Here is a 22,527-nt window from a genome sequence, read left to right as displayed (position 1 = left end):
GCTCAGAGTCTAGGCGGCCCGTCGCCGCGACCCGCGTTCCGCGCCGACGGTCCCGACTCGCGCTCGGCTCAGTACGGCGTCTCCTCGCTCCCCGCGCTCCCCGCGCTCCCCCATGAGTCGGCTCCCGGCGCGTCCTGCGCACCGGCGCCGACGGCAGCGAGCGCCGTACCCTCGCGATCGGCGGCACCGCCCTCGCTCGGGGGCGTCGTCTGATGCGACGTACGGTGATAGACGCTGCGTCCGCGTCGCAGGTCCGGACCCACGCAATCGGCTTCGATCTCCACACTGATGCGCTTGCCGTCCTTGCCCTCCCATTCGCGCAGCTTCAGCCGACCGACGACCACGACCGCATCCCCCTTGGTGAGCGAGGCCTCCGCGTTCTCCGCCAGGGCCCGGTAGGCCCTGACCTCGAACCAGTTCGTCCCGGCATCGATCCAGCCACCGGCACCGTCCGGGCGGCGGTGGTTGGTGGCCATCCGGAAGGTCAGGGTGGGGATGCCGGTCGCGGTGGCGCCTCGTTCCGGGTCGGTCGCGACGTTCCCCAGCACGGTGATCGTGTCGGCCATGATTGCTCTCCTCTGCTCTCGCGAAGCCCGTGTCGGCTCCGATCCTGCAGACAGCGTGGCTCGTCGGCGATCCCCGTGGAGCCGATTTCGCGCAGTCGGTGCGGAGTCGATCGAGGCGAGCGCTTGTGGAGGAGGATCGGGCGCGCTCGGCTCAGTGAACGAACAGCAGCAGCGCGGCCACCGCGATGAACAGCGCCCCGAAGACGGTGTTGAGCGTTCGCTGGCCCCGCGCACTGGAGGTGAGCCGGCGGAAGCTCTGCGCCGTCGCGGCGAAGACGAACCACATCACGACCACGTCGATCACGACGGTGGTCCCGATGAGGATCAGGTACTGCGGCCACGGATCCCGGTCCAAGCGGATGAACTGCGGCACGAACGCGAGGAAGAACACGATGGCCTTGGGGTTGAGCAGATTCACCCAGAACCCGCGGCGCAGCATCCGCCATCGCCCTTCGGGCGAGCGCAGCAGCTCGGGATCCGCCGCGGCCTCGGGCACGCGGGCCAGGATGAGCCGGATCCCCAGGTACACCAGGTATGCGGCGCCGAGGTACCGGACCGTCTCGAACAGCCATGGCACGCGCGCCACCAGAAGTCCCACGCCCGCGGCGACGATCGCGACGTGCACGACCAGTGCGAGCTGCTGTCCGATGATGCCCCAGATCGAGCGCCGCCATCCCTCGTTGAGCGAGTTGGTCATGGTGTTGATCGCGCCGGCGCCCGGCGTGAGGCTGATCACCAGGCACGCCACCACCAGCGAAAGCCACACAGTCACAGTCACCAGCACAGTGTAGGGACTTTCCGGTCGCCCCCATCCCGGCGTGTCCGCCGAATGTCGGAGGCCGTCCTTATGTTCGAAGGAGAAGGAGGAACCATGACCACGAACATCACCCCCGCACCGACCATCCGCTGGGCGGCACCCGTTCTCCGCCACTCCGTCGAGACTCTGCAACCCGCCGGAGAGCGCCTCTGGCGGGTGCGGGACGGCCGCGGCTCGATCCGCGGACACCTGCGCATCATGCCGCACGACCTCGGGCTGCGCTATCGCGCCGAACGGCTTCACCTCGCGTCCGGAACCTTCCGTGTCGTCGGGGACTTCTGGAGCGCCGACGACGCCGTCGCCGCCCTGCGGTTCTGACCTCCGTCGCGGAGCGGCGGCGGAGCCGCACGCGTTTCTTGGCCAATCCTTAGGCGACGCATCGGAACATGGATCCGGCACACGCGAACTGCGGATGCCCGCCTCCGGTGCCGTCATCGTGAGGAACGCGACGAGGGAGACCCCGCACATGACCGAGCTTCGACGCAACCGCACCCGGCCGCTCACCGGTATCGAGCGCACCGCACAGCGGCCCCTGATCGCGGTGATCATCGCCGTGGTCGGTGCGATGGCCGTCGTGGCGCTCGGCTTCGCGATGAAGGCCACCCAAGCCGATCAGGGTCTGGTCGCCGCCCTGAACAAGACGCACACCGGTGCGTGGGGCGCGCTCTCCAGCTTCATCTACAAGGCGATCGAACCGCTGCCCGCCGTGGCCGTCACCCTGGTGATCGCGGGCATCGTCTGGGCCGTCTCCCGCTCACTGCGCACGGCGATCCTGTTCGGACTCACCGTCGCGTTCACCTGGCTGCCCGTCGCCGCCGTCAAGATCCTCGTGGACCGGCCGCGCCCGGATGCATCGCTGCTCGCTCACCCGTTCTCCCCGCTGCAGACCGACGGATCGTTCCCGAGCGGCCATACCGCCTACGTGGTCGCCCTGGCGATCGCCTTCTGGTTCCTGCTCCGCGACACCCGGTATGCGTGGCTTCCGATCGTCCTCGGCATCGTCGCGACGGCCGTGATCGGCCTCGCCGTCGTCAGCGACGGGCTGCACTTCCCCACCGACGTGCTCGGCTCGATCGTCTGGGCGCTGGCCACCGCTGCCGCTGTCCGCTGGCTCATCGTCGACGTGATCGCCTCGCGGGTGCATCGTCGGACGGCGAGTCCGGCAGCCTGACGCAGAGGTGCCCCCGGCAGGATTCGAACCTGCGACCGACGGATTAGAAGGCCGTTGCTCTATCCACTGAGCTACGGAGGCGCCCGTCCAGGCTAGCGCGTCGGCGCCGCTCAGTAGGATGGCCGCATGGTTTCTTCGTCCGAGAACGATCGTCTGGTCTGGATCGACTGCGAGATGACGGGGCTCGATCTCGCCATCGATGAGCTCGTGGAGATCGCCGTGGTGATCACCGACTTCGAACTGCGCATCGTGGACCCGGGCTTCCAGGTGGTCATCCGCGCGAGTGATGCCGCCCTGGGGCAGATGAACGACTTCGTCACGAACATGCACCGCACGTCGGGCCTGTTCGAGGAGATCCCCGGCGGCGTGACCCTCGCCGAGGCGCAGCAGCAGACGCTCGCGTACATCCGCAGGTTCGTACCGCAGGAGCGCAAGGCGCCCCTGGCCGGCAACACGATCGGCACCGACCGGATGTTCCTCGCGAAGTACATGCCCGAGGTCGATCAGTACCTGCACTACCGCAACGTCGACGTGTCCAGCATCAAGGAGCTGTCGCGCCGCTGGTATCCGCGGGTGTTCTTCCACGCGCCCTCCAAGGACGGCGGGCACCGCGCCCTTGCGGACATCCTGGAGTCGATCCGCGAGCTGGAGTACTACCGCCGAGCGGTGTTCATCGACCAGCCCGGACCGACCACCGAAGAGGTCCAGGCGACGTCGGACGCCGTCGTGTCAGAGTTCGCCCCAAACCTGTAATACACTTGTCAGGTTGCCCGCTCCGGCAGGCACATGGTGGCTATAGCTCAGTTGGTAGAGCACCGCGTTGTGGTCGCGGGGGTCGCGGGTTCAAGCCCCGTTAGCCACCCCATCGAAGAGGCTCGGATCCGTGTGGATCCGAGCCTCTTCCGCATCCGGCACCTCGTCCGTCGGGACGAGCAGGTCGCGAGCGGCGCGACACGCCCGATAGGCTCCCCAGTCAGATGACCGGATCCGATTTCCTCCGACTGGACCCGCGCGACGCGCCGTCCCGCGGACGCACCACGTGGCTCACCGCGCAGATCCGCGCGGCCGTCGCGGACACCACCCTGAGCGCTGGCGCACGGGTGCCGCCGAGTCGAGAGCTCGCCGAGGAACTGTCGTTCTCCCGCGGCGTGGTCGTCGAGGCTTACCGGCGTCTGACCGAGGAGGGCCTGCTCGTCACAAACCGGGGAGCAGGCACACGGATCACCCAGGTGGTTCCACCGGCCGCGCAGCCGCTCCGGCTCCCCGAACCTCGCGAGGCCGTGGAGTCGCTCCATATCTCCGAGGGAGCACCGGACCTGAGCGCGTTCCCCCGCGCCGCCTGGCTGCAGGCCGAGCGCCGGGTGCTCGCGACCGCAACCGCTCGCGAGCTCGGGTACGCGGATCCGCAGGGCGTACCTGCGCTCCGCGAGGCCCTGGCCGGATGGCTGGCCCGCCGTCGCGGCATACATGCGTCGCCGGAGCGCATCATCGTCACGGCGGGTGTGACGGGCGCCCTCAGCCTGATCGCTCAGACCATGCGCGAGCGGGGCCTGACGGCGTGCGGGGTCGAAGATCCCAGCGCGGACGGGAATCGTCGCATCCTCGACTACTGGCTGGACGAGCTGCGCCCCATTTCCGTGGACAGTGAGGGCATCGACGTCGCAGCGCTCGAGGCGAGCGGCGCACAGACCGTGCTGACCACCCCCGCGCATCAGTTCCCCACCGGAGTCGTGCTCTCCCCCGCGCGCCGGCGGGAGCTCATCGCATGGGCGGACCGCACGGACGGCGTGATCATCGAGGACGACTACGACTCGGAGTATCGCTACGATCGCGCCCCCGTCCCCGCTCTGCAGGCGAGTGCGCCGGAGCGGATCCTGCACATCTCGAGCCTGTCCAAGGTGCTCGCCCCGGCCCTGCGGATCGGCTGGATGATCGCTCCCGTGAGCTGGTCCGACGATCTCATCCGCAGACGCTGGGCGACGGATCTCGGCTCTCCCGCGCTGCCCCAGCTCATCCTCGCCGAACTCATCGGCAGCGGCGTGCTCGAGCGCCAGGTGCGGCGCCTCCGCTTGCGGCACCGGCAGCGCCGCGACGCTGCGGTCGCAGCGATCCGCGACCACCTGCCAGGCTGCCACGTCGAGGGCATCGCCGCCGGACTCCACATCCAGGTGATGCTGCCGGAGGGCGCCGACGATGCCGACGTCGCGCGGCGGGCCGCGTCCGAGGGGATCGCCGTCAAACCCCTCTCGGACTACCGTTTCTCCCCCGGCGCTCCGGGCCTCGTGATCGGCTACGGCCCTCACACGAGCGCGCGGCTCACAGCCGCGATCGCGACGCTCGGTCGCATTCTCTGATCCCTGCGGGTCGCTCCTCTCACTGGGACGTGATCGCGAGGAGCACCGCGAGTACGACGAAGGTCAGCGCGAAGCCACGTCCGAGGAGTCGGTTCACCGTGGGGCGCACCCGCACGAAATCCCGCACCCGCGCGGCGCCCGCGCCATACGCCGTGAAGATGACGAAGGTGATGCCCATGAATGCGGCACCGAGACCCGCCATCCGCAGCACGCTGTCGGAGGCGTCGACGTCCACGAACATCGGCAGGAACACGAAGAAGAAGATCGTGAGCTTCGGGTTCAGCAGGTTGACGAGGACCGCGTCACGGATCACCCGCCCGAACGACATCCCCGATGCCGCGGAGCCGTCCTTCGTCTCGCTGGACGCCGCGAGTCCACGATCGTCCCGCCACATCCCCCAGGCCATGTAGAGGAGATACGCCACGCCCGCCCATCGGATGACGTCGAACAGCACGGGATTCGCCGCCATCACGGCCGCGGCGCCGGACAGTGCCAGCGCGAGGTGCGGCACGATGCCCAGCGTGCACCCGACCGCAGCGATGATCCCCGCGCGGACGCCCCGGGACAGCCCCGCGGCGATCGTGAACAAGGCCCCGCTGCCCGGGGTCGCCGTGATCACGATCGAAGTCACCAGGAAGCTCGTATCCATGTCCTCAGCCTGGGGGCTTTCTGGACCGGGCAGAAGATCCAAGAATGCACGACTGTCGAGGTCCAAATTTCGGCGCTTCGTCTCCTTGCTCGTGATCCCGGCGATCGTGCACCATGCGGGCCCGCCACGGGTAGCGACCCGCCACGCGAAACAGGGCGGGGCCGCTCAGCACGTGCCGCTAAGCCACGATGCGGATCGGGTTCTGGATCAGCCCGGTGAGCGTCGCGAGGAACTGCGCCGCCAATGCCCCGTCGATGATCCTGTGGTCCGCCGTGAGCGTGTATCGCACCCGGGTGCGAGTCACGACCGCCCCCTCGATCATCACGAGCTCGTCCTGGGCGCCGCCGATCGCCAGGATCGCGCCCTGCGGAGGGTTGATGATCGCTGTGAAGTGCTCGACACCGTACATCCCGAGATTGCTGATCGTGAAGGTCCCCTCAGACAGCTCCTCCGCGGTGAGGCGGCGCTCCGATGCCTTCCCGATGAGCTCCTTCGTCGCGCTGGCGATGACGGACACCGCTGCGCGATCGGCATCACGCACGACGGGGACCACGAGCCCCGCGGGCGACGCCACCGCAACGCCGACGTTCACCCGGGCGTGCACGAGCGTCTGCCCGCGACCCTCCGGAGAGTACGACGCGTTCACCCCCGGATGGGCACGGAGTGCGAGACCGACAGCCCGGACGAAGAGGTCGTTCAGCGTGACCTTCCTCGTCGCATCCGTGTCGGCGATCGCCGCGTTGATCTGCGCACGGAGCGCGAGCAGGTCGTCGACATCGGCCGAGGCGGTCGCAGTGAACGTCGGAGTGCTCGTCGCGCTCTCGGTCAGCCGCGAGGCCACCGTGTGCCGGATGGCATCGAACGGCACGGCGGCGGATCCGCGACCGTCTTCGGAGGTCGTGACAGCCCACACCGACGGGGCGAGCGGGGCTGCCCTTCCCCTCGGAAGAGCGTCGAGATCGGCGCGGACAATGCGCCCGCCGGGACCGCTGCCCATGATGGCAGAGAGGTCGGTCCCGCGCTCCCTCGCGAGTCTGCGGACCAGCGGCGTCGCGATCAGGCGCTCGGCGGCCTCGCGTGGCGGTTCCGGCCGTGCATTCGGCGCGATGGCCGCAGGAGCAGCCGCCGGAGGGTCGGCGATCAGCGCTGCCGCCGGGGCATCGGGGGTCGGCGAAGCGGCCGAGCGGGCGGAGCGTTCTGGAGCGCTCCCGCTCCCGTCGTCGAGCCGTGCGATGGGCGTGCCGATCGCGACGGTCTCGCCCACGTCGACCAGGATCTCCGCGAGGGTCCCGGACTCGTAGGACTCTTGCTCCATCACGGCCTTGTCCGTCTCGATCTCCACGAGCACATCGCCCGCGGCCACCGCATCTCCGGGCCGCCGGCGCCAGGCGGCGATCGCCCCCTCGGTCATCGTGTCCGAGAGACGAGGCATCAGGATGTCGATCATGGTGATTCCTTTCAGCGACGCCGGGCGACGGCGTCCAACGTTTCGCGGATCGCGTTCATCGCGTCTTCGAGGGAGGGCAGCGCAGCCGTCTCCAGAGATTTCGCATAGGGCATCGGCACCTCCGCCATCGCCACGCGACGCACGGGCGCATCGAGCCAGTCGAACGCGCCGTCTGAGATCGTCGCGGCGATCTCCGCCCCGATCCCGTAGGTGAGCCAGTCGTCCTCCAGGACCACGGCGCAGCCCGTCTTCTGCACCGAGGCGATGATCGTCGGTCGATCGAGCGGGCGCAGGCTCCTGATGTCGATCACCTCGACATCGACGCCTTCCGCCGCGAGCTGCTCCGCCGCACTGAGGGCGACGGTCGCCATCCGCGAGTACGACACGACGGTGATGTCGGCGCCTTCGCGGGAGATCCTCGCACGACCGATCTCTGCAGGCTCGATGTCGTCCGGGACCTCGCCGGTGGTGTTGTAGAGCGCGAGGTTCTCGAGCACGAGAACCGGATCGTCATCGCGGATCGCCGCGAGCAGAAGGGCCTTCGCATCCACCGGGGTGGACGGCGCGACGACCTTCATGCCCGGCACGAAGGCGTAGTAGAGCTCGACGTTCTGGGAATGGGTCGCGCCGAGCTGCTGCCCGCCGCCGCCAGGGGTGCGGATGACCATCGGAACGCGGGCCTGCCCGCCGAACATCCCGTAGATCTTGGCCGCGTTGTTGACGATCTGATCCAGGGCCAGCAGGGAGAAGTTGATCGTCATGATCTCGACGACGGGCCTCAGCCCGACCATCGCCGCACCGATCGCAGCGCCGGTGAATCCCTCCTCGGCGATCGGGGTGTCGCGGACGCGTCTCGGCCCGAACTCCGCGAGCATCCCGGCGGTGATCTTGTAGGACCCCTCGAACACGCCGATCTCCTCCCCGATCAGGAAGACCTCGTCGTCTCGCAGCATCTCCTCGCGCAAGGCGTCGTGCAGGGCTTGACGGTAACTGATGACGCTCATACGGATGCCCCCGCCAGGACCGGGCGGGGAGCCGCGGGATACAGTGCCGCGCCGGGCAGGAGCCGGGCATCGTTCGGCACCGGGGTCGCATAGGTGTAGTCGAACAGCGTGGAGACGTCCGGGCGCGGGCTCTCCTCCGCGAATGCCACCGCCTCGGCCACGACGGACATCACCTCGGCGTCGATCGAGACGATGAGGTCGTCGGTCAGGACGCCCTGCCCGCGCAGCCGAACAGCAAAGGCCGCAACCGGGTCCGCGGCCTTCACGGCCTCCGCTTCCTCGCGGCTCCGGTATCGCGCGGGGTCGACCACGGAGTGCCCCTTCATGCGGCCGGTCATGGCCTCGACGAGGTACGGCCTCCCCTCCCTCGCACTGGACAGCGCGATCCGCATGGCCTGGAAGACGGCCACCGGATCGTTGCCGTCGACGCGGGCAGACGGCATCCGGTACGACGCGGCGCGTTTGTACAGCTCCGGCTCAGCGGAGGACTGCTCGACTGCGGTGCCCATGCCGAGGCCGTTGTTGTTCACGAGGTAGACGATCGGCAGACCCCAGAGGGCTGCGATGTTGAGCGATTCGTGGAAGGCACCGATGTTCGTCGTGCCGTCGCCCATGAGGCAGACCACCGCCTCCGGCCCGCTGCGGTAGTCGATCGCCAGCGCGGTCCCCGTAGCGAGCGGCACCTGGCCGCCGACGATCCCGTACCCGCCCATGAAGCGCGCATCGAGGTCGAACATGTGCATCGATCCGCCCCAGCCGCGGGACACCCCGTCCTGGCGGCCGTACAGCTCCGCCATCAGCCGGCCGGGCGCGATGCCGCGGGCCAGGGCGTAGCCGTGCTCGCGGTAGTTCGCATAGACGTAGTCGCCGGCGTCGAGAGCGGCAGTCACCCCTGTGACGGTCGCCTCCTCGCCCAGATTCAGGTGGCAGTATCCGCCGACCTCCGCCTCGGTGTAGGCGCGTGCAGCCCTCTCCTCGAACCGGCGGATCAGCACCATCTGCCGGTAGAACGCCAGCATCCGCTCCGGCGCGAGCGACCGATCGCTCTGCTGCGCCGGCGCGCCGGGCTCATCGGTTCCGGGACGCCGAGATGGTCGGCGCGGGGCCTTCGAACTGGTGGACATGGGAGCTCCTCTCGTGCGGGAGATACGGCATCCGCGACACGCGCGAACGGCTTGCGGATGCGGGCAGTCGGTCGGCGTTGGCCACGTATCGACCGACCCGACTCGTTAATGAAACGCACTTCGTATCATTATAGAATGGTGCCACAGAACGGTCGGGGAAGGGAACGCGATGAGCACCGAGAAGGACTCCGCGCCACGCAAGCGCGGCCGTCCGACCATGGCCGAGCGTGCGCAGCGGCTCGATGACGTGCTGGACGCGGCGATCCGCCTGTTCTCCGAGCGGGGTCTCGCGCAGGTGTCGGTCGATGAGATCGCGACCGCGGCCCGAGTGACCAAGCGCACGATCTATGCGCACCTCGGCGACCGCACCGACGTCTTCCTCGCGAGCGTCGAGCGCCTCCGCGACCGCACGGTCCCCGACCCCGTGGACGGCGAGAGCCTCGAGGAACTCTCCATCCGGATCGTCGAGGCCCTGCACTCCGACGAAGCGATCGGCCTGCACCGGCTCATGGTCGTCGAGGCGCGAGCCTTTCCCGAACTTGCCCGCAGGTTCTACGACGAGGGCCCTGAGGCGTACATCCGCGCACTGGCCGAGCTTGTCCCCGGTGCGGACGCAGGCACGGCCGCCGCGCTCTTCTCTCTGCTCCTCGGGGAGCCGCACCGCCGGCGCCTGCTGGGCCTCATCCCCGCACCTGATGCCGCGACGGCCGCCGAACACGCGCGCGTCGCGCTGCACAGCCTCGGCCTCGCCCCCTCGGCGCACTGACGGTTCCGCGGCGCGGATCCGCGAGTTCCACCGTCGCGGCCGACCGCTCCAGGAAGCCGGATAGCATCGAACCATGGCCTCCTTCGTGCGCACCGCGACCGATGCCGACCTCGCGACGCTGGCTGGGATCGAGGACGAGGCCGACGCCGTCTTCACCCCCCTGTTCGGCGCCGCGCTCACGGGCGACGCCCCCTCGGGCGCCGCACGGGCTGCGGAGCCCGGCTTCGTCCTCGTCATCGCGGAGGAGGAGGACGGGGCTCCGGTGGGCTTCGTGCACGTGCTCGAGGAAGACGGACACGCGCACCTCGAACAGCTCTCCGTGCTGCCCTCGCACGCGCGCCGCGGCCACGGACGCGAGCTGGTCGAGGCGGCTCTCGACGAGGCGGCCGACCGCGGCTATCGCGCGGTCACGCTGCGCACCTTCGCCGATGTGCCGTGGAACGCGCCGTTCTACGCGTCGCTCGGATTCACGGAGGAGGACTCGCCCGACCATCCGTTCTATCGCGCGCTCCTCGACACCGAGGAGCGGATCGGGCTGAACGATCTGGGACGACGCGTGCACATGACGTTCGATCTCGCCGGTGGCATGGAGATGGATCCGGAGGCCTTCGAGGAACTCGTCGCGGATGAGCTGGATCGTCTGCCGGACGAGATGGTCGAGGGTCTCGAGAACCTGGTCTTCGTCGTCGAGGACCGCCCGGAGGACGGGTCGCTCGACCTGCTCGGTCTCTATGACGGCCTCGCTGTCACGGAGCGCGGCAACTACGGCATGGGCGAACTTCCCGACCGGATCATCGTCTACCGCGAGCCCCACCTCGCGCAGTGCGCCGACGAGCAGGAGCTCCGCGACGAGGTGCACACCACCCTCGTGCACGAGATCGCCCACTACTACGGGATCGACGACGCGCAGCTGCACGAGCTGGGGTGGGCATGAGCGCTCCTCTCCTCACCCCCGACCTCGACGAGCAGGTCGACCTCCGGGCCGCGCCTGCCGTGCCCTGGGAGCTCGTGGTCTGGGATGATCCGGTCAACCTCATGAGCTACGTGGTGCGGGTATTCCGCACGTACTTCGGCTATGCCAAGGATCGCGCGACCCGCCTCATGCTCGCGGTGCACAACGAGGGTCACGCCGTGGTGGCCGTCGGCCCGCGCGAGACCATGGAGGTGCACGCACAGGCGATGCACGACTACGGGCTGTGGGCGACCGTGCGCCGGGCCGGAGAGTGAGCGGGATGACCGGATCCGGGATCCGTCTGCCGATGCCGTCGATCGAGGCCCAGAACCTCACGGAGCTCGTCTCCCAGTTCCTCGATCTGCTCCGAGAGACCGGGGTCGGCGAGGACGCCGCCCTGAACCGCCTCACCCCCGCGGCGTACCCGGAGGACGCCGATGCATCGGCGGAGTTCGCGGATGCCACCCGCGCCGACCTGCTCGACCGGCGCGCCGCCGACGCCCGTGTGGTGCAGGCCGGTCTCGCATCTCTCGGCGAGAAGCCGGGCCTGCCGGACGAGCTGGTGATCAGCGCCCCCGAGGTGGACCCGTGGTTGCGCACGCTCGCGGCCCTGCGTCTCGTCATCGCCTCGCGGCTCGGGATCGAGGACGAGCCCGCGTCCGACCCGGAGGATCCTCGGCTCGGCGTATACGAATGGCTGGGCTATCGGCTCGACCTGCTGGTGGAGGCCGCGGACGAGCTCGACGAGGTCTGACCACCTACGGAATCGAGACCACCAGTGTGGCGTAGCCGATCGGATCGTCCCGGCGGATGTGAGCGACCTCCTGCTTCGCCCAGCGGTCCCAGTGCGGGCGGAACAGCTCGCCGTCGCGGTCCAGTGCGCGGCGCTTGCGACTGACCTCGGGTGACTCGACCCACACGCGCACGTCGGCGATCCGGGCCGCTCGCGGAGTGAGAGCTCCGCAGCCTTCCAGGATCACCCCCCGCGAGGGATCGACCGCGTAGCTCTCCGCATACTCCCCGGCTTCCCAGTCGTAGCGCTGCCATGTTCCGACGAGATCACGACCATGCGGACGCAGGATCTGCTCATAGGCCCGCTCGGCGCCGGCGTCCATGCCGTCCCAGCCGGGATAGATCGAGTCGAGCGCGATCAGCTGCGGATCCGTGCGCAGCGGCCAGTGCTCCGCGAGCAGTCGGGCGAGGGTGGACTTCCCCGCGCCGCTGCGTCCGTCCACGAGCACCACCGGATTCGACGCCTGAACGGCGCGCACCGCGTCAGCGATCCGGGAGACCGCCTGGCTCAGCGCGAGTGCGACCGGATCGTCACTTCTTGAGGGCACGGATGATGCGGGAGATCGCGCGCCCGGCCACCCAGACGAAGGGCACCGCCACGGCCAGCAGGGAGACGAGGTTCGGCTCGAACCGCAGCCCCTCCTCGCGCCGCACGTACACGCCGAGCGGGATCGCGATCCCGCCGCCACCGCCGCCCTCGCCCTCGGCCGTGCCCTCGGCACCGCCGGAACCTCCGCCGAAGGCGGAGAAGGTCAGGGCGACCGGGGTGAACGAAGCGCCGTCCACCTCCTGCGTCTCGCCGTAGGCGCTCTTGACGCCGAAGGACGCGGAGTTCTTGCCAAGCTCGAGTGCGATGTGCGGCATGCGTCCACGCTAGTCCACCCCGACGACCTCGACCACCGGCCGCCGCGCAGGACGTCGCCCCCGGCATCACGCCGGATCAGTCCAGCCCGTGCGCGCGCGGATGCGGCGCCGCCCCTCGTCCGGCCCGTGCGCCGAGATGGCGGGCGCGCGTGACCATCCCGGATCCGAACTTCGCCTGCGCGCTGTCGAGCGCGTCCTCCACCCGACGCCACTCCGCGTCGTCGTCCCACAGGCCGAGCGCCCCGCCGGCATCGGTGAGGCGCTCCGCGCGCACTCCAACCAGCCGCACCGGATCGCGCCGGTCGATCGCCTCGAACAGCGTGCGCGCCACCTCGCCGATGCGCTGGCCGACCGAGGTCGGCTCAGGAAGGGTCTGCGAGCGGCTCACCGTGGTGAAGTCCGAGAAGCGGACCTTGATCGCGACCGTGCCGGCCTCCCAGCCCGCCCTGCGCAGCCGCGCGGCGACACGGTCGGCCAGCCGCAGCAGTTCGGATCGCAGCGCCTCACGATCGGAGACGTCGATGTCAAACGTCTCCTCGTGCCCGACGCTCTTCTCGACGCGGTTCGTCTCGATGGCCCGCGGGTCCCGTCCCTCCGCGAGCTCCCGCAGGCGGTGCGCGAGGGCGGGTCCGACCGCCCGCTCGAGCGCCGAGGCGGGCGTGACCCGGATGTCGCGGATCAGCCGGATGCCGCGCGACTCCAGCGATTCCGCCGTCTTCGGCCCCACCCCCCACATCGCGCGCACGGGCTTGGTGGCGAGGAAGTCGAGCGTCTCGGCGGCGGCGACGATGAGCAGGCCGTCGGGCTTGGCCATGGTCGACGCCATCTTGGCGACGTGCTTGGTCGCGGCGACCCCCACGCTGCAGCTGATGCCGACCTCGTCCTGCACCCGGTGGCGGATCATCGCGCCGATCCGCCCGGGGCTCCCCCAGAGCCGCCGCACGCCGCGTACGTCGAGGAAGGCCTCGTCGATGGAGAGCGGTTCGACGAGCGGCGTGACCTGCTCGAAGATCGTCATGACCTGCTGCGAGACGTCACGGTACCTGGTGAAGTCCGGCGGCACGATCCGCGCGGTCGGGCACAGTCGGATCGCCTGCGAGACCGGCATCGCCGAGCGCACGCCGTAGCGACGCGCCTCGTAGGAGGCGCTGGAGACCACGGAGCGACCGTCGGGAGCGCCGATGATCAGCGGGAGCCCGCGCAGCGATGGATCGTGCAGGACCTCGACAGCGGCGTAGAACGCGTCCATATCGACGTGCAGGATCGCCGTCCCGCTGTCGTCGGCGCCGGGCGCCGAGACGATGCGTCCCGATCCGTCACCTCGTCCCATGGATCCATTCTCGCGGAGGCCGCCGACATCGGATTCCCCCACTTTGACCGGTCGGTCAATCAGCGCGGTAGAATCGTGGCGACCCCCATTCGGGAGCCATCTGACTGCAAGGAGGATGAGTTCTATGAAGAAGTGGACACGCTGGCAGGACTGGGTGGCCGTCGCCGCCGGACTGGTCGCGGTCGTGGCGGGCATCATGATGACGCCCGGCATGGGCATGTCGATGACCATGATGATCGTTCTGGGCGCTCTGATGATCGCTGCCGGGGTATGGAGCCTCGCAGCTCCCGGTCTCGTGTCGATGGAGTGGATCCTCGCCGCGATCGGCGCGCTGCTCTTCATCTCCCCATGGATCGGTTCCTATGCCGGAGATGCGGGGGCCGCGTGGACCTCGTGGATCTGCGGAGCCGTCTGTGCCGCCGCAGGACTCTGGGCCCTCGTGCCCGCCGAGAAGGCTCACCGCGCGTCGCACGGCGGCCCCACGGCGGCTCACGCGTGACCCGCAGGGTCGCACAGGGTGCGGGACGCGGGGAGATCCCGCTCCCGCACCGTCGTGAGGAGACGCCGTGACCGAGAACGCCGATTCCGGCGACGCGCGTACGCGGATCCTCGACGCCGCTGAGTCCCTGTTCGCCCGCCACGGCTTCGACGGCACATCGACGGCACGGATCGCGCACGCCGCCGCGGTGCCCAAGGGACTGCTCTTCTACTACTTCCCGGCGAAACCCGACATCCTCGCGGCGCTCATCGAGGAGCGTCTCGGCACCGCCGCCCTCGACGCGGATCCGCTCGCCGTCCGCGGAGACCCGGTGCAGACGCTCATGAACGTGGGCGAGCGTGTTCTGCACGACAGGGAGGCATCGGACGTGCTGCGCGAGATCCTCTGGCACGAATCCCACGTGCGCCCCGAGGTCGCGAACGCGCTCGCCCGTTACCGCCGCGCGCTGCACGACACGGTCGAACGCGCTCTGACGGCCTGCCTGCCCGCCGGAACGGATCGAGGCGCCGTCCGTGCCGCCGCCGATGCCTGGTCGGCGACGATCACCGCTCGGCCCCTGGAGGCCGTCTCGGGCGAGAGCTCGGAGGAGCAGCGGCGCCGGCTGCACGAGCCGGCCAGCCTGCGGGCGATCGCCCGCGTGCTCGCCGCGGGCCTTCAGGCGACGTTCAAGGGCGCCGCACTCTGAGTGCGGCGCCCTTGAACGCGCGAGGAGCGAGTCGTCGCTACGCTACTGCGCGGCGCGCTCCAGGATGAGCTCGCGGACGCGCGCGGCGTCGGCCTGACCCTTCATGGCCTTCATGACGGCGCCGATCACCGCACCGGCGGCCTGGACCTTGCCGTCCTTGATCTTCGCCAGCACGTCGGGCTGCGCGGCGAGGGCCTCGTCGATCGCCGCGATGAGCGCACCGTCATCGGAGACGACGGCGAGCCCGCGCGCGTCGACGACCTGCTGCGGAGTACCCTCGCCGGCGATGACTCCCTCGAGCACCTGGCGCGCGAGCTTGTCCGTCAGCGTGCCCGCGTCCACGAGCTGCTGAAGCGCGGCGACGGACGCCGGGTCGATGAGCGATGCCGCGTCGACCTCGCGCTCGTTCGCGATGCGGCTGATCTCGCCGGTCCACCATTTCCGCGCAGCGTCTGCGGTCGTGCCCGCCACGATGGTCGCCTCGACCTCATCGAGCAGGCCTGCGTTCACCACACCCTGGAACTCGATGTCGCCGAAGCCCCAGGCGGACTTGAGCCGGCGGCGGCGTGCGACCGGCTGCTCGGGCAGCGCCGCACGAAGCTCCTCGACCAGTTCCCCGGCCGGGCGCACGGGAAGCAGGTCGGGCTCCGGGAAGTACCGGTAGTCATCCGCATCCGACTTCGGACGGCCCGGCGAGGTGGTGCCGGTGTCCTCGTGCCAGTGCCGCGTCTCCTGCGTGATCGTGCCGCCGTCGGCGAGGATCGCCGCCTGGCGCTGGATCTCGTAGCGGACGGCACGCTCCACTGAGCGCATCGAGTTCACGTTCTTCGTCTCGGTGCGGGTGCCGAGCTTCTCCTGGCCGCGGGGGCGCAGGGAGACGTTCGCGTCGCAGCGCAGGTTTCCGCGCTCCAGGCGCGCCTCGGAGATGCCGAGTCCACGCACGATGTCGCGGATCGTCGCCACATACGCCTTCGCGATCTCAGGGGCGCGGTGCTCCGCGCCGAAGATCGGCTTGGTGACGATCTCGACGAGCGGTACACCGGCGCGGTTGTAGTCCACGAGCGAGTACTCGGCGCCCTGGATGCGACCCGTCGCACCGCCCATGTGCGTGAGCTTGCCGGCGTCCTCCTCCATGTGGGCGCGCTCGATCGGGATCGTCACGAGCGTGCCGTCTTCGAGCTCGACCTCGACGGATCCCTCGAACGCGATCGGCTCGTCGTACTGCGAGATCTGGTAGTTCTTGCCGAGGTCGGGGTAGAAGTAGTTCTTCCGGGCGAACCGGCAGGACTCCGCGATCGAGCAGCCGAGCGCGAGGCCCAGGCTGATCGAGGAGCGCACGGCCGTCTCGTTCACGACCGGGAGGGACCCGGGAAGGCCCAGATCCACGGGCGCGATGAGCGTGTTCGGCGCGGCATCGTGGTTGCGCTCGTTCGCCGGGTTCGGGGCGTCGGAGAACATCTTGGTCTCGGTGTTCAGCTCGACGTGCACCTCGAAGCCGAGCACCGGCTCGAACAGCTCGAGCGCCTTGTCGAAGTCCATGAGCTTCACGGCGGCCATCAGCGGGTTCCTCCCAGAACGGGTGCGCGGTCGAGCAGCGGCCCGCCCCACGCGTCGACGAGCAGTGCCTCCAGCGCGGCGCCGACCCGGTACAGGCGGGCGTCCTCGCGGGCGGGTGCGAGGAACTGGATGCCGACGGGCAGACCGTCCTCCTCCGCCAGGCCCGAGGGGATCGAGATCCCGGGCACGCCGGCGAGGTTCGCCGGGATCGTGGTGAGGTCGTTGAGGTACATCTGCAGCGGGTCGTCGATCTTCTCGCCGAGCTTGAACGCCGTGGTCGGCGCGGACGGCGTCGCGATGACATCGACCTGCGCGAACGCCGCGTCGAAGTCGCGCTGGATGAGCGTGCGCACCTTCTGCGCGCTGCCGTAGTAGGCGTCGTAGTAGCCGGCCGACAGCGCGTAGGTGCCGAGGATGATGCGACGCTTCACCTCGGGGCCGAAGCCGACCTCACGCGTGAGCGACATGACGTCCTCGACCGTGCCGCCGCCGTCGGGGGTGACGCGCAGGCCGAACCGGACCGAGTCGAACTTCGCCAGGTTGCTGGACGCCTCGGCGGGCAGGATCAGGTAGTAGGCGGCGACGCCGTACTCGAAGTGCGGGGCGGAGATCTCGACGACCTCCGCACCCTGCGCCTCCATCTGCGCGAGCGCGGCGTGGAACGAGCTCGCGACTCCCGTCTGGAAGCCCGAGTCGGGCAGCTCCTTGATCACGCCCACCTTGAGCCCCTTGAGCACCTGTCTGGTCGCGCCCTCGCGCGCCGCGGCGGCGAACGACGGCCAGACGTCGGGAAGGGAGGTGGAGTCCTTCGGGTCGTGCCCGCCGATCACGTCGTGCAACAGGCCCGCATCCAGCACGGTGCGGCTGACGGGGCCGACCTGGTCCAGGCTCGACGCGAGTGCGATCGCGCCGTATCGGCTGACGCCGCCGTAGGTGGGCTTGATGCCGACCGTGCCCGTGACGTGCGCCGGCTGGCGGATGGATCCGCCCGTGTCGGAGCCCAGGGCGAGGGGCGCTTCGAAGGCCGCGACCGCCGCGGCCGAGCCGCCTCCGGAGCCGCCGGGGATCCGGTCCAGATCCCAGGGGTTGTGGGTGGGGCCGTAGGCGGAGTGCTCGGTGGACGATCCCATCGCGAACTCGTCCATGTTGGTCTTGCCGATACCGATGAGGCCGGCGGCGCGGGAGCGAGCGACGACGGTGGCGTCGAACGGCGAGCGGTACCCCTCGAGGATCCGCGAGCCGCTCGTGGAAGGCTGATCGGTGGTGACGAGCACGTCCTTGATGGCGAGCGGAACACCGGCGAGCTCGCCCAGGGTCTCCCCTGCGGCCCGGCGGCGGTCGATGTCGGCCGCAGCGTCGAGCGCGTGCTCGTTGATGTGCAGGAAGGCGTGCACGTCGCCGTCGACGGCGGCGATCCGGTCGAGGTGCGCCTGCGTCGCCTCGACGCTCGACACCTCCCCGGCGGAGAGCTTGGCGCCCAGTTCGGCGGCGGTCCAGCGGATGATCTCGCTCACTGCTCTTCTCCCAGGATCGCGGTCACGCGGAAGCGGTCGCCGTCCGCATCGGGCGCGTTCTGCAGCGCCTGGGCGGTGGTGAGGGTCTGGCCCACGACATCCTTGCGGAAGACGTTGTGCATCGCGATCGGGTGACTCGTGGGCTCGACGTCAGGAGTCGCCACCTCCGAAACCTTCGCGATGTTGTCGACGATGGCGTCCAGCTGACCGGTCAGCTGCGTCACCTCGTCATCGGAGAGCTGGATGCGCGCGAGCACGCCGAGATGGCGTACGAGATCAGGGGTGATTTCAGACACCCGAACAGTCTAGTCAGCGGGCGTCGACCGCCCCGCCGCAGGGACGGCGACCTCTCGTCGCGCTCGGCGTCAGCCCTGCAGCACGAGGACGAGACCGGTGTCACCGCACCGCACCACCCGCGCCCCCTCCGCGCCGAATGCGTCGGCCGCAGACCGCGAGCCCTCGCGCAGGGCGGTGAGCGCGCTCTGCACGTCGTCCCCGCGCAGCAGCGTCCCCGTGACGCGATGGGAGTCGCTCGAGGCGACCACTCGACCCGATCCGTTCACGACCGTGCCGGTGCCCGCCGCCTCCCGCAGGATCGGCAGGATCACGCGCTCCAGCCGTGACACGTGCACGTCGATGCCGACCACGCCGACCATCCGGCCGTCGTGCGTGACGGGTGTCGTCACCGTGACCGTGTAGTCGTCGGTGCACAGGTAGTCGACGTAGGGCCCGGTGACGTGACGCTCGCCGGTGCGCTCCGGCACTCTCCACCATTCCAGCTGCCGGTAGTCCCGGAACTGATCCGAATCCGGATCGTTCACCGCTTCCAGCCGGCGCACGCCACCGCGATCACCGCGGTCGAGGCCGTGGATCTCGCGCAGCCACCACGCCAGATGCCAGGGCGCATCGGCGAGGACTCCCGGGGTCGCGACGAAGCCGGCCCCCGTGACGAGTCCTCCGGGCGCCTCCAGAGCGGGTCTCGCCAGCGCGTCCATGAAGGGATCCAGCGCCGCGGCAGCCGGGGCGATGCCCTGCGCCGCGAAATCGCGGAACTCATCCTGCACGGCGGTGCGCCACCCCTCCACGAGCGCGGCCAGAGGCTCGAACGTGGTCTCGATGCGCTCAGCGATGCGTGCGTCATGCTCGGCGACAGTGCCGGTCATCTCGCGCTCCTTCTTCGTGTGTTCCGATGTCATGCCCGCGCGGACGCGGCGGCCTCTGCCGCGGCTTCGAGCCGGGACTTCTCGTCCAGCAGCCATTCGACGCCACCGGCGATGCGGCGCACGGCGATCGCCCTGGCCGCCTCCGTGTCGGCGGCGGCGATCGCGTCCAGCTCCGCACGTCGGGCGGCGCGGCTGCGGATCCGATTGTCCTCCTCGCGCAGGCCCAGCCAGATCAGCGAACCGATCTCGGCCTGCAGACGGAGCTCCTCGCGCACGAGCCTCGGCGACTGGCTGAGCGCGGCGACCTCCAGCTGGAACCGGGCGACGGCGCGGCGCGCCCCGCCCATCGTCGAGAGATCCTCCTGCTCTTCGAGCTCGCGCAATCCCCGCACGTCGTCCTCGCCGGCGCGGTCGGCGGCGAGCTCCGCAGCCATCCCCGCGATCGCGGCGTAGTGGGTGGAGGCATCCCGCAGCTCCACGCGGCTGATCGCCCTGATGCGCTCATCGGTGAAGCGGCGAGCGGTGTCGGGGTCGAACGTGACGAAGCTCCCGCCGTCACGCCCGCGCCTCGTCTCGATCAGGCCGGCATCGCGCAGCGCCTCCAGCGCCTCCCTGGCGGTGACCACGGCGACGCCGAGCCGGCGCCCCAGCTGCGACTCGCTCGGCAGCCGCTCTCCGTCGTGCAGCACACCCGAGGTGATCGCATCCTGCAGCCGGCGCTCCACGATCTCGGCTCGACCGATGTCCGACAACGGCGCGAAGACGGCCGACCGCGCGGGGTCCACACCTGCCGACACCTGTGCCACGCCGCTCTCCTCCCGGGCTCCTGACACGACGGTAACACGGGTGTTGACAAAATCCTCCGTTCCCATATGATTCCAAACATCTACTAACAGAGGATTAGTCCTCGCATCGAAGGAGATGTGATGGCCGACAAGCCCGTCGCGATCAGACTCACCGGACTCACCCGTGCCTTCGGATCCGTCACCGCCGTCGACGGCGTGGATCTGGAGATCGCCGAGGGAGAGTTCTTCTCCATGCTCGGGCCGTCCGGATCCGGCAAGACGACCGTGCTGCGCCTCATCGCCGGCTTCGAGCAGCCCACGGCGGGAACCGTGGAGCTGTTCGGGGAGGACGTGACAACCAAGGCGCCGTTCGACCGGGATGTGAACACCGTGTTCCAGGACTACGCGCTGTTCCCGCACATGACCGTGCTCGACAACGTCGCGTACGGCCTGCGGGTGCGCGGCGTGCGCACCAGGGAACGTCGCGAGCGCGCCCGCAGGGCGCTCGCCAGTGTGCGCCTCGAGCACGTCGCGGACCGCAAGCCCAGCCAGCTCTCCGGCGGTCAGCGTCAGCGCGTCGCGCTCGCCCGCGCCACGGTCGTCGAGCCGAAGGTGCTGCTGCTGGACGAGCCGCTGGGTGCGCTGGACCTGAAGCTGCGGGAGCAGATGCAGGTCGAGCTCAAGCAGATCCAGCGCGACCTCGGCATCACCTTCATCTTCGTCACCCACGACCAGGAGGAGGCGCTGACCCTGTCGGACCGCATCGCGGTCTTCAGCGCAGGTCGGATCGAGCAGCTCGGCACCCCGTTCGAGCTCTACGAGAGGCCCGTCTCACGGTTCGTCGCCGACTTCGTGGGCACCTCCAACCTGTTCGACGACGTCACCAGCGAGCTCGTGCTCGGCCGCACCGGTCACCATTCGCTGCGCCCCGAGAAGCTCCTGGCCGCTCCCGCCCCCTCGGCCGAGCCAGGCTTCCGCTCGGCTCCCGGCGTCGTCGCCGAGGCCATCTACCTCGGCTCCGGTGTGCGCCTCGTCGTTGACCTCGATCAGGGGCCCCGGATCACGGTCCTGGAGCAGAACGTCGGCGGGCACGCACACGGCGACCACGGCGACCGTGTCTTCGTCTCCTGGCGCGATGCGGACGTCGTCCCCCTCGGCGACGCGCCGATCGCCGAGCAGAACGACACCCCCTCCCGCACCATCCGCACGGTCGGCGCCCGCTGACCGGCATCCCTCGCACCCACGCACGCAGAAGAACGAAGGAGTATCCCATGCGAAAGAACACGTTCAAGGCCTTCGCGGCCATCGGCCTGGCCTCGGCCGTGATCGCCGCGCTCACCGGCTGCGGCACGGCCGGATCCGGTGGCGGCGGCGCCGCCGGCCCGATCGACAAGCTCGGCAAGACCGAGGGAGCGGTCAAGATCCTGGCCTGGCCCGGCTACGTGGAGGACGGCTCGAACGACCCGAACGTCGACTGGGTCTCCGACTTCACCAAGGCCACCGGGTGCAAGGTCGAGGCGAAGACCTTCGGCACCTCGGATGAGGCGCTCAACCTCATGAAGACGGGTGACTACGACGTCGTCTCCGCTTCGGGCGACGCCTCGCTGCGGCTGGTCGCCTCGGGCGACGTGGCCGAGGTCAACACCAAGCTGCTGAAGAACTACGACGGCATCTTCCCGTTCCTCAAGGATCGCGCCTGGAACACCGTGGACGGAAAGCACTACGGCGTCCCGCACGGCTACGGCGCCAACCTGCTGCTGTACAACACCGACACGTTCCCCACCGCGCCCGCCTCGTGGGACGTCGTCTTCGACAAAGCCTCGGAGCACAAGGGCAAGATCACCGCCTACGACTCCCCCATCTACATCGCCGATGCGGCGGTCTACCTCATGGCCCACAAGCCCGAGCTGAAGATCACCAACCCCTACGCGCTCGACCAGAAGCAGTTCGACGCCGCCGTTTCCCTGCTCAAGGAACAGCGTCCGAACATCAGCGAGTACTGGGGCGACTACCTCAAGGAGGTGCAGTCGTTCCAGTCCGGCGACAGCGTCGCCGGCACCACCTGGCAGGTGATCCAGAACACGCTCGAGGGCGAGGGCGCCAAGACGGCGGTCGTGCTGCCCAGCGAGGGGGCCACGGGCTGGAGCGACACCTGGATGATCTCGTCCAAGGCGAAGAACCCGAACTGCGCCTACGCCTGGCTGGACTACATCTCCAGCCCGAAGGCGAACGCGGCCGCCACGGCCTACTTCGGCGAGGCGCCCTCGAGCGAGAAGGCCTGCGACTTCCGTGACGACTGCGCGTCCTACCACGCGGGTGACGCCGACTACGCGAAGAAGATCTGGTACTGGACCACCCCGATCGCGAAGTGCCTGGACGGTCGCACCGACGTGAAGTGCATCGACTACGCCGGCTGGACCACGGCCTGGCAGCAGATCAGGAACTGATCGGATCCGGTCGCCCGGGGCCTCGTGCTCCGGGCGACCGG

The 22,527-nt window shown here is 69.6% G+C and carries 26 protein-coding genes, 2 tRNA genes and 1 pseudogene; 14 read left to right on the top strand and 15 right to left on the bottom strand.

The annotated features are described in order from the left end of the window. Window positions 1-68: 68 nt before the first annotated feature. The gene (locus tag LXM50_RS03800; RefSeq protein WP_233309939.1) at window positions 69-566 is read right to left on the bottom strand and encodes a single-stranded DNA-binding protein; all 498 of its coding nucleotides are present in this window, start codon (window positions 564-566) and stop codon (window positions 69-71) included. A 151-nt stretch (window positions 567-717) separates the two neighbouring features. Next, on the bottom strand, window positions 718-1,344 hold the full coding sequence (locus LXM50_RS03795) for a LysE family transporter (RefSeq protein WP_233309938.1): 627 nt from the start codon (window positions 1,342-1,344) through the stop codon (window positions 718-720). Window positions 1,345-1,437: 93 nt separating this feature from the next. Between LXM50_RS03795 and LXM50_RS03790 the strand changes: the two genes are divergently transcribed. Beyond that, window positions 1,438-1,701: a hypothetical protein gene (locus tag LXM50_RS03790; RefSeq protein WP_233309937.1), complete on the top strand. Its 264-nt coding sequence runs from the start codon at window positions 1,438-1,440 to the stop codon at window positions 1,699-1,701. A gap of 148 nt (window positions 1,702-1,849) precedes the next feature. Then, complete coding sequence (locus tag LXM50_RS03785) at window positions 1,850-2,554, top strand: phosphatase PAP2 family protein (protein ID WP_233309936.1); 705 nt, start codon at window positions 1,850-1,852, stop codon at window positions 2,552-2,554. A gap of 8 nt (window positions 2,555-2,562) precedes the next feature. On the opposite strand, the gene LXM50_RS03780 is transcribed toward LXM50_RS03785, so the two are convergent. Further along, a tRNA-Arg gene (locus tag LXM50_RS03780) sits at window positions 2,563-2,635 on the bottom strand. Window positions 2,636-2,680: 45 nt separating this feature from the next. Here LXM50_RS03780 and orn point away from each other — a divergent pair. From orn to LXM50_RS03765, 3 genes are all read left to right on the top strand, one after another. Continuing rightward, the gene (orn, locus tag LXM50_RS03775) at window positions 2,681-3,307 is read left to right on the top strand and encodes an oligoribonuclease (RefSeq protein ID WP_233309935.1); all 627 of its coding nucleotides are present in this window, start codon (window positions 2,681-2,683) and stop codon (window positions 3,305-3,307) included. A 36-nt stretch (window positions 3,308-3,343) separates the two neighbouring features. Continuing rightward, window positions 3,344-3,419 (top strand) — tRNA-His (locus LXM50_RS03770). A 112-nt stretch (window positions 3,420-3,531) separates the two neighbouring features. Then, a complete protein-coding gene (locus tag LXM50_RS03765) occupies window positions 3,532-4,908 on the top strand; it encodes a PLP-dependent aminotransferase family protein (RefSeq protein ID WP_233309934.1) in 1,377 nt (458 codons plus the stop codon). Window positions 4,909-4,927: 19 nt separating this feature from the next. Here the strand turns inward: LXM50_RS03765 and LXM50_RS03760 are convergent, their stop codons facing one another. The 4 genes from LXM50_RS03760 to pdhA all read right to left on the bottom strand — a co-directional run bounded on the left by LXM50_RS03760 (window position 4,928) and on the right by pdhA (window position 9,132). Continuing rightward, window positions 4,928-5,557 (bottom strand): LysE family translocator, encoded by a 630-nt coding sequence (locus tag LXM50_RS03760; protein ID WP_233309933.1) that lies wholly within the window; start codon window positions 5,555-5,557, stop codon window positions 4,928-4,930. A gap of 178 nt (window positions 5,558-5,735) precedes the next feature. Continuing rightward, a complete protein-coding gene (locus tag LXM50_RS03755) occupies window positions 5,736-7,004 on the bottom strand; it encodes a dihydrolipoamide acetyltransferase family protein (RefSeq protein ID WP_233309932.1) in 1,269 nt (422 codons plus the stop codon). 11 nt (window positions 7,005-7,015) lie between these two features. Further along, window positions 7,016-8,008 carry an alpha-ketoacid dehydrogenase subunit beta gene (locus tag LXM50_RS03750; protein ID WP_233309931.1) on the bottom strand — a complete coding sequence of 331 codons (993 nt, stop codon included), beginning with the start codon at window positions 8,006-8,008 and terminating at the stop codon, window positions 7,016-7,018. Continuing rightward, the gene (gene pdhA / locus LXM50_RS03745) at window positions 8,005-9,132 is read right to left on the bottom strand and encodes a pyruvate dehydrogenase (acetyl-transferring) E1 component subunit alpha (RefSeq protein WP_233309930.1); all 1,128 of its coding nucleotides are present in this window, start codon (window positions 9,130-9,132) and stop codon (window positions 8,005-8,007) included. Before pdhA ends, LXM50_RS03750 begins: the two co-directional genes overlap by 4 nt. A 169-nt stretch (window positions 9,133-9,301) precedes the next feature. On the opposite strand from pdhA, the gene LXM50_RS03740 reads away from it, so the two are divergent. The 5 genes and pseudogenes from LXM50_RS03740 to LXM50_RS03720 all read left to right on the top strand — a co-directional run bounded on the left by LXM50_RS03740 (window position 9,302) and on the right by LXM50_RS03720 (window position 11,604). Then, entirely contained in the window at window positions 9,302-9,898 is a 597-nt protein-coding gene (locus tag LXM50_RS03740; protein ID WP_233309929.1) for a TetR/AcrR family transcriptional regulator C-terminal domain-containing protein, read from the top strand. Window positions 9,899-9,971: 73 nt separating this feature from the next. Next, a pseudogene (locus LXM50_RS03735) lies at window positions 9,972-10,370 on the top strand (GNAT family N-acetyltransferase); the annotation flags it as partial. A gap of 114 nt (window positions 10,371-10,484) precedes the next feature. Next, window positions 10,485-10,832, top strand: a complete 348-nt coding sequence (locus LXM50_RS03730) for a metallopeptidase family protein (RefSeq protein WP_233310085.1) — start codon at window positions 10,485-10,487, stop codon at window positions 10,830-10,832. Next, window positions 10,829-11,125 (top strand): ATP-dependent Clp protease adapter ClpS, encoded by a 297-nt coding sequence (gene clpS, locus LXM50_RS03725; RefSeq protein ID WP_233309928.1) that lies wholly within the window; start codon window positions 10,829-10,831, stop codon window positions 11,123-11,125. The genes LXM50_RS03730 and clpS overlap by 4 nt, the downstream gene beginning before the upstream one ends. A gap of 5 nt (window positions 11,126-11,130) precedes the next feature. Further along, the gene (locus tag LXM50_RS03720) at window positions 11,131-11,604 is read left to right on the top strand and encodes a DUF2017 family protein (RefSeq protein ID WP_233309927.1); all 474 of its coding nucleotides are present in this window, start codon (window positions 11,131-11,133) and stop codon (window positions 11,602-11,604) included. A gap of 4 nt (window positions 11,605-11,608) precedes the next feature. Here the strand turns inward: LXM50_RS03720 and LXM50_RS03715 are convergent, their stop codons facing one another. The 3 genes from LXM50_RS03715 to dinB form a co-directional block, all read right to left on the bottom strand. Continuing rightward, the gene (locus tag LXM50_RS03715) at window positions 11,609-12,190 is read right to left on the bottom strand and encodes a hypothetical protein (RefSeq protein WP_233309926.1); all 582 of its coding nucleotides are present in this window, start codon (window positions 12,188-12,190) and stop codon (window positions 11,609-11,611) included. Beyond that, the gene (locus tag LXM50_RS03710) at window positions 12,174-12,506 is read right to left on the bottom strand and encodes a hypothetical protein (RefSeq protein ID WP_233309925.1); all 333 of its coding nucleotides are present in this window, start codon (window positions 12,504-12,506) and stop codon (window positions 12,174-12,176) included. The genes LXM50_RS03715 and LXM50_RS03710 overlap by 17 nt, the downstream gene beginning before the upstream one ends. 76 nt (window positions 12,507-12,582) lie before the next feature. Further along, a complete protein-coding gene (dinB, locus tag LXM50_RS03705) occupies window positions 12,583-13,836 on the bottom strand; it encodes a DNA polymerase IV (RefSeq protein ID WP_233309924.1) in 1,254 nt (417 codons plus the stop codon). A 124-nt stretch (window positions 13,837-13,960) separates the two neighbouring features. Here dinB and LXM50_RS03700 point away from each other — a divergent pair, with 124 nt between their 5' ends. Together LXM50_RS03700 and LXM50_RS03695 are read left to right on the top strand one after the other, a co-directional pair. Further along, entirely contained in the window at window positions 13,961-14,335 is a 375-nt protein-coding gene (locus LXM50_RS03700) for an SPW repeat protein (protein ID WP_233309923.1), read from the top strand. A gap of 67 nt (window positions 14,336-14,402) precedes the next feature. Then, entirely contained in the window at window positions 14,403-15,020 is a 618-nt protein-coding gene (locus tag LXM50_RS03695) for a TetR/AcrR family transcriptional regulator (protein WP_233309922.1), read from the top strand. Window positions 15,021-15,062: 42 nt separating this feature from the next. Here LXM50_RS03695 and gatB read toward each other — a convergent pair whose 3' ends face one another. From gatB to LXM50_RS03670, 5 genes are all read right to left on the bottom strand, one after another. Continuing rightward, on the bottom strand, window positions 15,063-16,577 hold the full coding sequence (gatB, locus tag LXM50_RS03690; protein ID WP_233309921.1) for an Asp-tRNA(Asn)/Glu-tRNA(Gln) amidotransferase subunit GatB: 1,515 nt from the start codon (window positions 16,575-16,577) through the stop codon (window positions 15,063-15,065). Then, window positions 16,577-18,091 (bottom strand): Asp-tRNA(Asn)/Glu-tRNA(Gln) amidotransferase subunit GatA, encoded by a 1,515-nt coding sequence (gene gatA / locus LXM50_RS03685; protein WP_233309920.1) that lies wholly within the window; start codon window positions 18,089-18,091, stop codon window positions 16,577-16,579. Before gatA ends, gatB begins: the two co-directional genes overlap by 1 nt. Next, window positions 18,088-18,387, bottom strand: a complete 300-nt coding sequence (gatC, locus tag LXM50_RS03680; protein ID WP_233309919.1) for an Asp-tRNA(Asn)/Glu-tRNA(Gln) amidotransferase subunit GatC — start codon at window positions 18,385-18,387, stop codon at window positions 18,088-18,090. Before gatC ends, gatA begins: the two co-directional genes overlap by 4 nt. A 69-nt stretch (window positions 18,388-18,456) precedes the next feature. Then, a complete protein-coding gene (locus LXM50_RS03675) occupies window positions 18,457-19,254 on the bottom strand; it encodes a hypothetical protein (RefSeq protein WP_233309918.1) in 798 nt (265 codons plus the stop codon). Window positions 19,255-19,283: 29 nt separating this feature from the next. After that, entirely contained in the window at window positions 19,284-20,060 is a 777-nt protein-coding gene (locus LXM50_RS03670; protein ID WP_233309917.1) for a FadR/GntR family transcriptional regulator, read from the bottom strand. A 120-nt stretch (window positions 20,061-20,180) separates the two neighbouring features. Here LXM50_RS03670 and LXM50_RS03665 point away from each other — a divergent pair, with 120 nt between their 5' ends. Next, window positions 20,181-21,263, top strand: coding sequence for an ABC transporter ATP-binding protein (locus LXM50_RS03665; protein WP_233309916.1), 1,083 nt, complete (start codon window positions 20,181-20,183; stop codon window positions 21,261-21,263). A gap of 47 nt (window positions 21,264-21,310) precedes the next feature. Further along, window positions 21,311-22,486 carry an ABC transporter substrate-binding protein gene (locus LXM50_RS03660; protein ID WP_233309915.1) on the top strand — a complete coding sequence of 392 codons (1,176 nt, stop codon included), beginning with the start codon at window positions 21,311-21,313 and terminating at the stop codon, window positions 22,484-22,486. Window positions 22,487-22,527: the final 41 nt, after the last annotated feature.

Source organism: Microbacterium sp. Au-Mic1, from assembly GCF_021341785.1.
Classification (GTDB): domain Bacteria; phylum Actinomycetota; class Actinomycetes; order Actinomycetales; family Microbacteriaceae; genus Microbacterium.
The sequence above is the reverse complement of the archived record's forward strand: the minus strand, read 5'-3'. Positions and strand labels throughout refer to the sequence as shown.

Bases quoted from the DNA above. Each gene is read 5' to 3' on its own strand.
- dinB (WP_233309924.1), bottom strand. From the start codon at position 13,836: ATGGGACGAGGTGACGGATCGGGACGCATCGTCTCGGCGCCCGGCGCC.
- LXM50_RS03660 (WP_233309915.1), top strand. From the start codon at position 21,311: ATGCGAAAGAACACGTTCAAGGCCTTCGCGGCCATCGGCCTGGCCTCG.
- LXM50_RS03675 (WP_233309918.1), bottom strand. From the start codon at position 19,254: ATGACCGGCACTGTCGCCGAGCATGACGCACGCATCGCTGAGCGCATC.
- LXM50_RS03760 (WP_233309933.1), bottom strand. From the start codon at position 5,557: ATGGATACGAGCTTCCTGGTGACTTCGATCGTGATCACGGCGACCCCG.
- LXM50_RS03785 (WP_233309936.1), top strand. From the start codon at position 1,850: ATGACCGAGCTTCGACGCAACCGCACCCGGCCGCTCACCGGTATCGAG.
- LXM50_RS03710 (WP_233309925.1), bottom strand. From the start codon at position 12,506: ATGCCGCACATCGCACTCGAGCTTGGCAAGAACTCCGCGTCCTTCGGC.
- LXM50_RS03740 (WP_233309929.1), top strand. From the start codon at position 9,302: ATGAGCACCGAGAAGGACTCCGCGCCACGCAAGCGCGGCCGTCCGACC.
- clpS (WP_233309928.1), top strand. From the start codon at position 10,829: ATGAGCGCTCCTCTCCTCACCCCCGACCTCGACGAGCAGGTCGACCTC.
- gatB (WP_233309921.1), bottom strand. From the start codon at position 16,577: ATGGCCGCCGTGAAGCTCATGGACTTCGACAAGGCGCTCGAGCTGTTC.
- LXM50_RS03720 (WP_233309927.1), top strand. From the start codon at position 11,131: ATGACCGGATCCGGGATCCGTCTGCCGATGCCGTCGATCGAGGCCCAG.
- LXM50_RS03700 (WP_233309923.1), top strand. From the start codon at position 13,961: ATGAAGAAGTGGACACGCTGGCAGGACTGGGTGGCCGTCGCCGCCGGA.
- LXM50_RS03730 (WP_233310085.1), top strand. From the start codon at position 10,485: ATGGAGATGGATCCGGAGGCCTTCGAGGAACTCGTCGCGGATGAGCTG.
- LXM50_RS03765 (WP_233309934.1), top strand. From the start codon at position 3,532: ATGACCGGATCCGATTTCCTCCGACTGGACCCGCGCGACGCGCCGTCC.
- LXM50_RS03800 (WP_233309939.1), bottom strand. From the start codon at position 566: ATGGCCGACACGATCACCGTGCTGGGGAACGTCGCGACCGACCCGGAA.
- LXM50_RS03665 (WP_233309916.1), top strand. From the start codon at position 20,181: ATGGCCGACAAGCCCGTCGCGATCAGACTCACCGGACTCACCCGTGCC.
- LXM50_RS03790 (WP_233309937.1), top strand. From the start codon at position 1,438: ATGACCACGAACATCACCCCCGCACCGACCATCCGCTGGGCGGCACCC.
- orn (WP_233309935.1), top strand. From the start codon at position 2,681: ATGGTTTCTTCGTCCGAGAACGATCGTCTGGTCTGGATCGACTGCGAG.
- LXM50_RS03750 (WP_233309931.1), bottom strand. From the start codon at position 8,008: ATGAGCGTCATCAGTTACCGTCAAGCCCTGCACGACGCCTTGCGCGAG.
- pdhA (WP_233309930.1), bottom strand. From the start codon at position 9,132: ATGTCCACCAGTTCGAAGGCCCCGCGCCGACCATCTCGGCGTCCCGGA.
- LXM50_RS03755 (WP_233309932.1), bottom strand. From the start codon at position 7,004: ATGATCGACATCCTGATGCCTCGTCTCTCGGACACGATGACCGAGGGG.